Origin of the sequence: Brevundimonas sp. (assembly GCF_035999125.1) — a bacterium.
Taxonomy (GTDB): domain Bacteria; phylum Pseudomonadota; class Alphaproteobacteria; order Caulobacterales; family Caulobacteraceae; genus Brevundimonas.
The window spans coordinates 128,760-140,871 of the sequence record NZ_DASYGX010000013.1; the positions used below are offsets into that span (position 1 = coordinate 128,760).

11 protein-coding genes are annotated in these 12,112 nt (G+C 68.2%); 6 read left to right on the forward strand and 5 right to left on the reverse strand.

Features of this window, described 5'->3' with window-relative positions; all coding sequences use genetic code 11:
- Positions 1–27: 27 nt before the first annotated feature.
- Positions 28–768 carry a hypothetical protein gene (locus VGN45_RS11925; protein WP_327462719.1) on the forward strand — a complete coding sequence of 247 codons (741 nt, stop codon included), beginning with the start codon at positions 28–30 and terminating at the stop codon, positions 766–768.
- Here VGN45_RS11925 and cysK read toward each other — a convergent pair whose 3' ends face one another.
- Positions 769–1,749, reverse strand: a complete 981-nt coding sequence (gene cysK, locus VGN45_RS11930) for a cysteine synthase A (protein WP_327462721.1) — start codon at positions 1,747–1,749, stop codon at positions 769–771.
- A 194-nt stretch (positions 1,750–1,943) separates the two neighbouring features.
- On the opposite strand from cysK, the gene fliI reads away from it, so the two are divergent.
- The 3 genes from fliI (at position 1,944) to VGN45_RS11945 (ending at position 4,905) form a co-directional block, all read left to right on the forward strand.
- A complete protein-coding gene (gene fliI, locus VGN45_RS11935; protein ID WP_327462723.1) occupies positions 1,944–3,296 on the forward strand; it encodes a flagellar protein export ATPase FliI in 1,353 nt (450 codons plus the stop codon).
- Between the two features lie 4 nt (positions 3,297–3,300).
- On the forward strand, positions 3,301–3,711 hold the full coding sequence (locus VGN45_RS11940; RefSeq protein ID WP_327462725.1) for a flagellar export protein FliJ: 411 nt from the start codon (positions 3,301–3,303) through the stop codon (positions 3,709–3,711).
- 153 nt (positions 3,712–3,864) lie between these two features.
- Positions 3,865–4,905: an endo-1,4-beta-xylanase gene (locus VGN45_RS11945; protein ID WP_327462727.1), complete on the forward strand. Its 1,041-nt coding sequence runs from the start codon at positions 3,865–3,867 to the stop codon at positions 4,903–4,905.
- Positions 4,906–4,950: 45 nt separating this feature from the next.
- On the opposite strand, the gene VGN45_RS11950 is transcribed toward VGN45_RS11945, so the two are convergent.
- The gene (locus tag VGN45_RS11950; protein WP_327462729.1) at positions 4,951–5,796 is read right to left on the reverse strand and encodes a hypothetical protein; all 846 of its coding nucleotides are present in this window, start codon (positions 5,794–5,796) and stop codon (positions 4,951–4,953) included.
- 121 nt (positions 5,797–5,917) lie between these two features.
- Complete coding sequence (locus tag VGN45_RS11955) at positions 5,918–8,173, reverse strand: glycoside hydrolase family 3 N-terminal domain-containing protein (protein WP_327462731.1); 2,256 nt, start codon at positions 8,171–8,173, stop codon at positions 5,918–5,920.
- A 205-nt stretch (positions 8,174–8,378) separates the two neighbouring features.
- On the opposite strand from VGN45_RS11955, the gene VGN45_RS11960 reads away from it, so the two are divergent.
- Entirely contained in the window at positions 8,379–8,801 is a 423-nt protein-coding gene (locus tag VGN45_RS11960) for a DUF2141 domain-containing protein (RefSeq protein ID WP_327462733.1), read from the forward strand.
- Between the two features lie 750 nt (positions 8,802–9,551).
- Here VGN45_RS11960 and VGN45_RS11965 read toward each other — a convergent pair.
- Positions 9,552–10,634 carry a helix-turn-helix transcriptional regulator gene (locus tag VGN45_RS11965; protein ID WP_327462735.1) on the reverse strand — a complete coding sequence of 361 codons (1,083 nt, stop codon included), beginning with the start codon at positions 10,632–10,634 and terminating at the stop codon, positions 9,552–9,554.
- Positions 10,635–10,764: 130 nt separating this feature from the next.
- Complete coding sequence (gene ctrA / locus VGN45_RS11970) at positions 10,765–11,472, reverse strand: response regulator transcription factor CtrA (RefSeq protein WP_327462737.1); 708 nt, start codon at positions 11,470–11,472, stop codon at positions 10,765–10,767.
- A gap of 277 nt (positions 11,473–11,749) precedes the next feature.
- On the opposite strand from ctrA, the gene VGN45_RS11975 reads away from it, so the two are divergent.
- Positions 11,750–12,097, forward strand: a complete 348-nt coding sequence (locus VGN45_RS11975) for a chromosomal replication initiator DnaA (protein ID WP_327462739.1) — start codon at positions 11,750–11,752, stop codon at positions 12,095–12,097.
- The last annotated feature ends 15 nt before the right edge of the window (positions 12,098–12,112 follow it).

A 12,112-nucleotide genomic window follows, 5' to 3' on the forward strand; every position in this document is an offset into this window, starting at 1 on the left:
CAAGGTCGCCCAAGGCCAGGGGGGCTCATGACCACGCCGACGAACGACCCGAACGCACGCGGCTCGCCCGACGACCGCCACGGCCTGCACGACCTGGCCGACGACGCGATGGGCTTCGGCATGGCGGAGGTCAGGACCGCCTGGGCCATGCTGGTCCGCCCGGCGCGCAGCCTGGACGGCTACATGCGGCTGGGCCCCACGGCGGGCGGGACGCTGGCGCGGCCGCTGCGGCTGTATCTGGCGCTCAACGCCGTCATGATGCTGATGATGTTCCTGCTGGGCGGCATGGAGATCATGCTGGACGCCTATCCGCCGGAACTGTGGGAGGCGGGCGCCCGACAGGCCGGCAAGACGGTCGACGAATACCGCGCCGACGCCGAGGGCTGGGTCACCCTGACGATGGTCCCGCTCAGTTCGGCGCTCTACGCCCTGATGCTGGCGCCCTTCATGCGCTGGTGGGACCCGGAGGATCTGGGCTGGCGCAAGGGATTCCGCGCGACCTTCGTGTTTCTGAACGCGATGACCGTGCCCTTCATGCCGTTGACGATCTTCCTCTACGACCCGCGCATGTATCTGCTGTCGCCCTTCGTCATGTTCGGCCTGATCGTCTACGCCTTCATGCGGACGGGGCGAGGCCGCTGGTTCGCCAACCCGCTGGAGGGCGCCGTGAAGTCCGGCGCGCTCATCCTCGTCATGATCGTGGTGCAGGTGATCGTCACCGTCCCCCTGATGGCCATCGGCTATGTGGGCGGCCGGTTCGGGGCCTGATCACAGCCCCTCGAACAGCGCCGTCGACAGATAGCGCTCGGCGAAGCTGGGGATGACGGCGACGATGGTCTTGCCGGCGTTCTGATCCAGCGCCGCCTGGCGGAAGGCGGCGACCAGGGCGGCGCCGGAGCTGATGCCCACCGGCATCCCCTCCACCCGCGCGGCACGGCGGGCCATGTCGAAGGCGTCCTCGTTGGACACCTGCTCGACGCCGTCGATGACCGCGCGGTCGACGATGGACGGCACGAAGCCGGCGCCGATGCCCTGGATCTTGTGCGGGCCCGGCTCGCCGCCGGACAGGACGGGGCTGGCCGTCGGCTCGACCGCGATCATGCGCACCGAGGGTTTGCGCGCCTTCAGAACCTGGCCCACGCCGGTGATCGTGCCCCCGGTGCCCACGCCGGCGACGACCACGTCGACCGCGCCGCCGGTGTCGTTCCAGATCTCCTCGGCCGTCGTGCGCCGGTGGATTTCGGGATTGGCCGGGTTGTCGAACTGGGCCGGCGAGACGGCCCCGGGCGTGGCCTCCAGCAGGTCCTGAGCCGTCTGGATCGCGCCCTTCATGCCCTTTTCGGCCGGGGTCAGGACCAGTTCGGCGCCCAGAAGCGCCAGCATCTTGCGCCGCTCCATCGACATGCTCTCCGGCATGACCAGGATCAGGCGATAGCCCTTGGCCGCCGCCACGAAGGCCAGGGCGATGCCGGTGTTGCCGCTGGTCGGCTCGATCAGGACGCTGTCCGGGCCGATCTTGCCCGCCGCCTCCAGCGCCTCGATCATGGCCACGCCGATGCGGTCCTTGACCGAGGCGATCGGGTTGAAGAACTCCAGCTTGGCCAGAACGCGGCCCTTCGGCTTCAGCTCCGCCGACAGACGCGGCAGCTCCACCAGCGGCGTGTCGCCGATCGTGTCGACGATCGAGGCATAGACCTTGCCCCGGCCGGACTTGGCGTGGCGGCTGGCGTCGTAGGGGGTGGCGGTCATGGGAGGGCTCCGAGCTCAGGCGGGGCGACGGAAAAAACGAGTGCACATGGTGCACATTCGGTCGCCCGTTTCGCACACCGACAGGAGATAGCGCGCGGGGCGTGGGGCACAAGCCATGGTTCGGCGATCGATCAGGGTTAAGCCGGGATTAACCACGATCCCGCATCCCTGAGGCCTGTTCCGGGGCCCGTGCTTTGCGCAATCTGATCGCCGCCGTCGAAGCCGTCGATCCGCTGGTCGTCACCGGAAAGGTGGCGGGCGTGTCGGGCCTGCTGATCGAGAGCCGGGGGGGGCTGTCGCGGCTGGCCGTGGGGGCGCGGGCCGAGATCGGACGCGGGCGCGGGCTGGATCCCCTGCCGGCCGAGGTCGTGGGCTTCCGCGACGCCAAGGCCCTGCTGATGCCGTTCGGTCCGGTCGAGGGCGTGGCGCCGGGCGCGGACATCCGCATCGTCGACGCCGCCGCCGCCGTGCGGCCGACCACTGGCTGGCTCGGCCGCATCGTCGACGCCTTCGGCCAGCCCATCGACGGCAAGGGCCCCCTGCCGCGCGGCCCCGCCGCCTATCCCCTGCGCGCCGCGCCGCCGCCGGCCCATTCGCGCGGCCGGGTGGGCGAACGGCTGGACCTGGGCGTGCGGGCCATGGACGTGTTCACCACCACCTGCCGGGGGCAGCGCCTGGGCATCTTCGCCGGATCGGGCGTCGGCAAGTCGGTGCTGCTGTCCATGCTGGCCAAGGAGGCGACGTGCGACGTCGTCGTCGTCGGCCTGATCGGCGAACGCGGCCGGGAGGTGCGCGAGTTCGTCGAGGAGACCTTGGGCGAAGAGGGCCTGCGGCGCGCCGTGGTCGTGGTCGCCACCAGTGACGAGCCGGCGCTGAAGCGGCGCCAGTCGGCCTATATGACCCTGGCGCTGGCCGAATACTTTCGGGATCAGGACCTGGAGGTCCTGTGCCTGATGGATTCCGTCACCCGCTTCGCCATGGCCCAGCGCGAGATCGGTCTGGCGGCGGGCGAGCCGCCGACGACCAAGGGCTACACCCCCACCGTCTTCACCGAGCTGCCGAAACTTCTCGAGCGCGCGGGGCCGGGGCCGCGACGGCCGGACGGGACGACGGCGGCGCCCATCACCGCCCTGTTCACCGTGCTGGTGGACGGCGGCGACCATGACGAGCCGATCGCCGACGCCGTTCGAGGCATCCTGGACGGCCACATCGTCATGGACCGCAAGATCGCCGAGCGCGGACGCTTTCCCGCCATCGACGTGCTGAAGTCCGTCAGCCGGACCATGCCGGGCAACCAGTCCGAGCCGGAGCGCGAGCTGAACCGCCGCGCGCGCCAATGCCTGAGCGCCTATTCCAACATGGAAGAGCTGATCCGCATCGGCGCCTATCGCAGCGGCGCCGACCCGATCGTGGACCGGGCCATCGCGCTGAACCCGGCGCTGGAGGCGTTTCTGAGCCAGAGGCCGGACGAGGCCACGCCCCTTACCGAATCCTTTACCCGCCTTGAGGCAATCCTGAATCAGGGCATGATCCGGGAACTGGAGTGATCGCATGACCGCCTGGGCTCAGTCGCTGATCCGCATCTCCAACTATGAGGTCGAGACGCTGCAGAAGCGTCTGGCCGAGATCACCGCCCGCCGCGCGTCCGCCGAGATGCGCGTGGCCGTGCTGGACGCCGAGGTCGAGATCGAGCGCGAGCGCGCCCGCGACGACGCCGAGGCGCGGATGCTGCTGGACGCCTATGTCTGCGGCTGGAAGGTCCGCAAGGCCGTGGCCGAGACCACCGTGGCCGAGATCGACGCGGAGGAAGCCGGCGCCCGCGACGCCCTGACCGGCGCGTTCGAGGAGCTGAAGAAGTTCGAGCACGTCGCCGAGACCACCCGCCTGAACGCCCTCGTCGCCGCGGCGAAGCGCGAGACCGCGCGGTTCGACGAGCTGGGACTGAGGCGGAGAGCTTCGTAGCTTCCTTCTCCCCTCGGGGGAGAAGGTGGCTCGCGGAGCGAGACGGTTGAGGGGGATATCAAAGCCGCCTCGCCGCCGAATGAGAGACTGATGATGCAGCCCCCTCATCCGAGCGGCTCCGCCGCCCACCTTCTCCCCCGAGGGGAGAAGGATATGTCACGCCGAGCCATTCTCACCTCCTCCCTCGCCCTTGCGGCCTGCGCCGCCGCGCCGTCGGCGCCGGCGGTCGCGCGTCCGCTGAAGGACCTGTTCCCCTGCCCCGTCGGCGTCTGCGGCATGAGCGGTCAGTTCGGCGACGCCGGCTGGCGGCAGGTGGTGACGCGCGAATTCGACCAGTTCACCCCCGAGTGGGAGATGAAGATGGAGGCGATCCTGCGGCCCGACCGGTCGCTGGACTTCGCCCGCGCGGACGCCTGCGCCGCCTTCGCGCAGGATCATGGGATGCGCCTGCACGGTCACGCCCTGGTCTGGTATTCGCAGGGCGCCGAGGCCTTCGCCGGCCTGGACCGGGCGACCTTCGCAAGGGATTACGACCGCTATGTCCGCGACGTCGCCGCGCGGTATCGCGGTCGGGCGGTCAGCTGGGACGTGGTCAACGAGGCGGTGGCCGAGGACGGCGACGGGCTGCGGACGCATCACTGGTCGCAGGCGCTGGGCGAGGTCGATCACATCCGCCGCGCCTTCGAGGTCGCGCACGAGGCCGATCCGGACGCGGTGCTGTTCCTCAACGACTACAATCTGGAGAACCTGCCGCGAAAGGGCGCGACCTTCCTGCGGCTGGTCGAGACCCTGCTGAAGGCGGGCACGCCGATCCACGGCATCGGCACCCAGAGCCACCTCGACGTCGAGATCGCCGAGGGCCAGATCACCGGCTTTTTCCGCGACGCCGCCGCGACCGGGTTGAAGATTCACGTGTCGGAGCTGGACGCGTCGCTGAAGTCCGACCGGCGCGTCGACCTGCGGCCCGACGGGCAGAAGCGAGCCCAGCAGGCGGCGCGGGTTACCGAGCTGACCGAGGCCTTCATGGCCCTGCCCGAGGCCCAGCGATACGCCTTCACCGTCTGGGGCGCGCGCGATCCCGACAGCTGGCTGAACCGCGACGGCCGTGCGGGCTCCGGCGACGGCCCCCTGCTGTTCGACGCGGCGGGGCGGCCGACGCCGATGCATGGGGCGGTGGTCGCGGGGCTGGACTGAAGCCTGTGGTGAGGTTCGGTTGCACCGTCCGCACCACCCCGGCCCTCACCAGGTCAGTTCGACCTCTCTGAAAGCCTTGGGCTTTTCGTCGGGGTCCACGACATTGACGTGCGACTCCGCATAATAGCCGACTTCGATGACTTCAGTCGTGAAGTATTCATACTCCAGGTTCGCCGCACGCATGACGTTCTGGATATGCGGATAGTAAAAATGGTGTTCGTTGAATTTCTTGCTGTAGTTGGCGACGACGATTCCCGTCAGATATGTCCTGTAGATCACCTCGATCCGAAGCTTGCCCTTGCTGGCCGTCAGGATGGCCTTGACCTTCTCGCCGGGATCCAGCTCGACCTCGGCGCCCGACTCGGACCCTACGGTCGTGCTTTGAGACTCAGAGCCGCCCTTGCTCCACTCGTGCGAATAGGAAAAGGCGGTGGATCCGCCGCCGCCCGCACCAAGAAAAGATATGTTGTATTTGACGGTTTGAGTGACGCCCAGCGTGTTCGTTTTCGACCAGTTCGACTCGACGGTGTTCGTCACGCTGTCCGTGATCTTGCAATTGACCTTGGCGACGTGGGCGCTGTTGTTCTCGAATATCGTCGATGAAATCATCGACGGCCTCATGTCGAGGTCGATGATCCGCGCACTGGCCACTTCGCGCACGACGGTGACCTGGTCGAGATGGTCCTTCTTGTAGAGGTCGCCCCAAGGCGTGGGGCTCTTCAGATAGGCGTCCGACGGATCCTTCCCCATCTCTTTGCCTACGGCCTTCTTGAGACTGGCCACATCCAGGCCGAAGTGAGTGATCGCCTCGTCATTTATGATGAAGGACTCGGAGCCGCTGGCCTCGATCGAGCTGGTCGCGACGTCCTTGCCGCCGTTGATCTTGATCACATAAGGCATCGATTTTTCCCAAGGTTCCGCCGCCGTTCGGCAAGCTTCACCATATGGGCCGCGCCCAAGCTGTCAAACACCGCCGTTTTTTGAATGGCGGCGGCAGGCCGGCCCAAAGGGATCAGGGCTTCAGAAGCTCGAACTCGCCCTCAATCCCCGCCTCGGCGTTCGGCGCGATCCAAACCGCGAAGCGGCCCGGCTCGGCGATCCAGGTCAGGTCCGGACCGACGAAGGTCAGGTCGGCGCGGGTCAGGGTGAAGGTCGCGCGCTCCGACGCGCCGGGCGCGAGGGTCACGCGCCGGAAGCCCTTCAGCTGGCGGATCGGCCGGGTCACGCTGGCGGCGCGGTCGTGGACGTAGAGCTGGACCAGTTCGGTCGCGGCGCGGTCGCCCCGGTTCGAGATCTTGGCGGAGACCTCCAGAGACCCGTCCCAGTCCATGCGGCCGTCGCCGACGTCCAGATCGGCATAGGTCACATCGCCGTAGGTCAGGCCGTGGCCGAAGGGCCAGGCGGCGACGTTCAGGCTCTCGCGATATCGGGCCTTGAACTCCTCGCCGTGCCGCAGCGACAGCGGCGGGCGTCCGGTGACCTTACGGTCATAGTGGAAAGGCGACTGGCCGACGTGGCGGGGGAAGCTGACCGGCAGGCGGCCCGACGGCGCATGATCGCCGAACAGGACGTCGGCCAGGGCCGTGCCCGTCTCGACCCCCAGGAACCAGGCGACCAACAGGGCCTCCGACCCTTCGGAGGCGGCGTCGAGCGTCATGGCGCGTCCGCATTTCAGAATCAGCACCGTCGGCTTGCCGACCGCGCGCACCGCCTCGACCAGCGCGCGCTGCGGTTCCGGCAGGCCGATGTCCAGGCGCGACTGGGCCTCGCCCGACATGCGCTCGCCCTCGCCCACGACCAGGACGACGACGTCGGCGGCGCGGGCCGCGGCCACCGCCGCGTCGACGCCGCCGGGAAGTTCCGCTTCCGCCTCGCAGCCGCGCGCCAGGGTCAGCGCCCGGGGATCGGCCATGACGGCGCGCAGGCCGTCCTCGACGGAGATCGCCTGCTGCGGGTCGCCGAACAGGACCCAGGGCCCGTTCAGATGGTCGTGCCCGGACGCGAAGGGACCGATCAGGGCGATCCTGCGGTCGCGCGGCAGGGGCAGCAGACCGCCCTCGTTCTTCAGCAGGACCAGCGACCTGCGCGCCGTCTCGCGCGCCAGCCCGCGATGCGTCGGCGCATGATCGGGCGCCTCGCGCTCGGGCCTCAGGCGGTCGAACGGATCGGCGAACAGGCCCAGCGCCGCCTTCAGCCGCAGCACCCGACGCACCGCGGCGTCCACCGCGGCCTCGGACACCGCGCCCGAGCGGACCAGGTCGGGCAGGAAGCGGGCGTAGAGACCGCTGGACATGCTCATGTCCACGCCGCCGTCGAAGGCCAGACGGGCGGCGTCGCGCTCGTCTTCCGCCACGCCGTGGGCGACCAGTTCGAAGTCGCCGGTGTAGTCGGACACGACCAGGCCGTCGAAGCCCCATTCGCCCCGCAGGACCGACTTCATCAGCCAGGGATTGGCATGACACGGCACGCCGGCGACGTCGTTGAACGCGGCCATGGTCGACGGCGCGCCCGCCGCGAAGGCCGACTGGAAGGGCGGGAAATAGATCTCGCGCAGGCTGCGCTCGGAGACCTCGGCGCCGGCATAGTCCAGCCCCGCCGTCGCCGCGCCATAGGCGGCCAGATGCTTGGGCGTGGCCATCATGGCCGACGGATCGTCCAGGCCCGTGCCCTGGAATCCCTCGACGCGCGCGGCGGCCAGCAGGCAGCCCAGCAGAACGTCCTCGCCCGCGCCCTCCACGCCCCGGCCCCAGCGGGCGTCGCGCGAGACGTCGACCATGGGGGCGAAGTTCCAGGCCAGACCTACGGCGGTCGCCTCCTCGGCCGCCGCCCGCGCGGTGCGACGCGCCAGGTCCGGGTCGAAGGCCGCGGCCTCGGCCAGGGGAACGGGGAAGATGGTGCGGAAGCCGTGGATCACGTCGGCGGCGAACAGCAGGGGGACGCCCAGCCGGCTCTCGTGCACCGCGACCTGCTGCATGCGGCGGTGCCAGGCGGCGTCGTCGCCGTTGAACACGCCGCCCAGAAGGCCGCCGCGCACGGCCTGTTCCTGGTCCGCCATGCCGGCGGCCATGGCGGCGGGATTGGCGGCCTCGGCCAGGGCGGGGGCCTTGGCGGCCGGCATGATCGTCAGCTGCCCGGCCTTCTCCTCCGGCGTCATCGCCGCGATCAGGGCCTCGATCCCCTCCGGCGTGCCGGCCTCACGACCCCGAGGGAGGCCCGCGCCCACGAGGGCCTGCGGCGCTTCGGAACGGATCGACGCGGCGGTGGACATGGACGGAAGCATCTCTTGTAAGCGGTTACAGCCCGCTTGATAGCCGACAGTGAAACGAAGGCACACCCTTACGGGGCGCAGCCCTCAAACGAAACCTCGACGGCGACGGAGATTTCGGATCGCGGTCGGAGCGCGACGCGGATCAGGGTCATTGCAATACCGCGTACTTTGCTATACAAAGTACTTCCAACCTACGGAGATCGCCATGAAGACCCTGACGCTTGTGGGCGCCCTCGCCCTGACCGCCCTCGCCGCGCCCGCCTTTGCCCAGAACGTCGACGTGACCGTCACCCTGACCGGGGTCGAGGCTCGCGGCGGCCAGATTCTGGCCAGCCTGGCCGGCCCGAACACCTTCATGCGCGGTGAGCCCGAGCACGGCGCCCGGGCGGAGGCGGTCGCAGGCACGGTCACGCTGACGTTCGAGGACGTCCCGGCCGGCGACTGGGCCCTGATGGTCATGCACGACGAGAACTCGAACGATCAGTTCGACATGAACGGCTACATGCCGGCGGAGGGTTATGCCTTCTCCAACCTGAGCGGCCCGCTGATGGGCATGCCGACCTTCGCCGCCCACAAGGTGGCGGTGTCGGGCGACGCGGCGATCGCCGCGCCGATGATCTATCCCTGAAACACAAGAACGCCCGCCGGACCAGCCGGCGGAGCGCGTCGGGTCAGTGGGTCAGGTACAGTCGTAACCAGACCCATTGTATCTGGGATACCGGCCACGGGGACAAGCTGCCCAAGCGATCTGACCATTGGCAGTCGAAACGGGGATCGTCTCTGTTTCACCCGGAGCAAGAGTATGTGCTCCCTTCCAGTAGTTGAGAGCCGGATCACACCGCCAGAGCGCCTCGCCATTTGGAACGCAGTAGTGAAACTCGATCGTCTCGGAGCACGTGTTGCGCGACGCGGTCGTCCAACTTCCGCCGTGTCCGGAGGGAACCAGAGAGACGCACTGGCGCATGGACGGGTAAGTTCTTCGCCTGTCTGCCGTGGCAGCGGCTGCGCTTGCCGGACTCGAAACCGTGGGCGACCCTGCTGCCGCGGCCTGCGGCTCCCAGTCGGACGAAGTGCGGCCAGTGCCGGCCGTTGCAGGCGTGCCCGCCCCGCCGGCCGGTCGAACTGGCGCATAGGCCGGCGTCACGGGCGTGTATGTGGAGCCGTTCTCGATGGCGTCATAGGCTGCGGCGGCATCGATGACGGCCATCAATCCAGCGTCAAACTGCTCCCAGCTCGCGCAACCCGACAGAGCGAGGCAGGTCGCTCCCACAATCAGACTTCTCGCCATGTTTCCCTCCCTCGCGGGCCAGCCCGACTGCCAGCCCGCCTGAAGGAGATGTTTGAAGCGCGACCACGCCGGCGGCGTCACCAGTTCGGGTTACGCAGTCTGCTCGGTCGATGCGGACAGATCCCGAAGCAGGGCAATCAGTTCCGTCTGGCGTGACGTTCCGACCTTGTCGAAGATTCGCTTGAGGTGGACGCGGCTCGTTTCGATCGACACACCACGCTCCGCCGAGGCGGTCCCCAAGGTCTCGCCCGCCGCCAGTGCTCGCGCTAATCTGGCCTCGGCTGGGGTCAGATCGAAGAGCGCCTCCAGCACGCCGTCGCCAAGCAGGGGGCGATCTCGGCCGCTGGCCAAGGTGAGCAAGGCCAGTCCGCCGGAAAAGATGTCGCGAGCCCTGCCGGGCATGGGCGCGACGTGAAGGACGGCCGGCTTCGCCTCTTCCTTGCCGCGAAGCGCTATCGAACAACCGGCCTTATGTCCCCAATCGATGCGGTCCAAGGTTTCCCGCAAACGCGCCCCCGCCGTGGCGTCGAACAACTCCACTCCGGTTCTGCGATCGAAGATTCGCCCGCCTAACTCTCTCTCAAACGGTTCGTTCGCAGCGACCAGGCGGCGACCGCGTCCGACAACGGCAGCGGCGGCGCCCAAGGTCGCCAACGCCTCGACCGTGGCCTTCGCCCGCGCCACCCCCAGCTGAGCGGACGTCGACGCCGCGCGCGCGAAATGGGGTCTGAGTTGATCGAGAGCCGGAACCGCCGCGCGTGCCGCTTCCAGAGAGTCGAACCCCTCCACGCTGAACACAAAGGTCGTGCCGTCCAGTCCTGGTGCAGCGGTGCCGGCGGGATAGCAGTAGCCGAGCGGCGCCAAGTGCTCCGTGTACATTGGCAGGGAATCTATCTCGGCCTGCGTATGGAAGTCCGCAACGAAGCCCATGTGCCGCATTCCGATCAGGCGCTGCGGGCGATCGTTCAGCCGCATGCCCTCGCCTGCCAGAAAGCTGGGGAAATAGTCCGCGACGCCGCCCCCGCCCGTCCACTCCATGCCGGCTTCGGAAACGACGAACAGCAGACCGCCGGCGGTTCCGAAACTGCGACCGATCTCTTCGAAAGCGCGCGGCCAAAGTTCAGGAATGGCGCCGGCCTCATAAACCGCGTCGATTAGTTTGGCGGTGATCATGTCGGAATCTGCCGTCTGCCCCACGGTAAATCGGTAGAACACCGTTCGCCATAGGTCAAAGACGCCACACGCGGAAACGCCCGCCGGACCAGCCGGCGGGCGCATCAAGGTCAGGTCGCGGTGAAGGGGATCAGGCCGCGGCGCTGACGGAGCTGGAACTTTCGGCCGGGTCGCGCAGGACGTAGCCGCGGCCCCAGACCGTCTCGATGTAGTGCTTGCCGTTCGCCGCCGTCGCCAGCTTCTTGCGCAGCTTGCAGATGAAGACGTCGATGATCTTCAGCTCGGGCTCGTCCATGCCGCCGTACAGGTGGTTCAGGAACATTTCCTTGGTCAGGGTGGTGCCCTTCCGCAGGGAGAGCAGCTCCAGCATCTGATATTCCTTGCCGGTCAGGTGGACGCGATGGCCGTCGACCTCCACCGTCTTGGCGTCCAGGTTCACCGCGATCTCGCCGGTGGTGATGATGGCCTGGGCGTGGCCCTTGGACCGGCGGACCACCGCATGGGTGCGGGCCACCAGCTCGTCCTTGTGGAAGGGCTTGGTCAGATAGTCGTCGGCGCCGCCGCCGAAGGTCTTGACCTTGGTCTCGATCTCGGTCGAGCCCGACAGGATCATCACCGGCGTGTTGACCTTGCCCACCCGGAGCTGACGCAGCACCTCGATGCCGTTCATGTCGGGCAGGTTCAGATCGAGCATGATCATGTCGTAGTCATAGATCTTGCCCAGATCGATGCCTTCCTCGCCGAGGTCGGTCGTGTAGACGTTGAAGCCTTCCGACTTCAGCATCAGCTCGATGCTCTGCGCGGTCGCGTGATCGTCTTCGATAAGCAGAACGCGCATTCATGCCCCTCCAGGCGAAGCTTGGCCGTGATCGTTCGGCGCGAACGCCGGGTAACCTTGTTCGGACGTTAATCGTCCAAATGCTTAAGAACCCTTAACGCCCCGATTGAGCCGAATCGTAGGCTGATTTGCGAATCGGCGTCGAGAGTCCTCCGTCAAGCGGCTGCGACTTTTCTTCTCCGCCGTCGCCTCTGCGACCGAAACTGACGCATGTCAGGACTATTTTCCTATCTCGTGTCGATGTGGATCGGCGGACGGGATCAGGGAAGGACAGGGCGTGGGAGCGTATCGCGTGGCGGTGAGGGGGGGCGACCGGGCCCGGGCCGGATTGGCGCTGCATCTGGCGGCGGCCGTGACCGGAGAGGCGCCGGAGGCGGTGGCCAGCGGGCGGCGGGGAACGCCCGCCTGCAAGGCGCGCTGGCTGGCGCTGTATCTGGCCCACGTCGGGCACGGCTGGACGCTGGACCGCGTCGCCCACGCCTTCGGCGTCACCCGCGGCACCGCGACCGCCGCCTGCCGTTGGGCCGAGGACGCGCGCGACGCCGGCCGGTTCGACGACGCCGTGGACCGCCTGGAAGTCCTGATGCGCGCGGCCTTCGACGGCCCCGAGCTGGAGATGGCCTGATGGGACGGGCGGTGA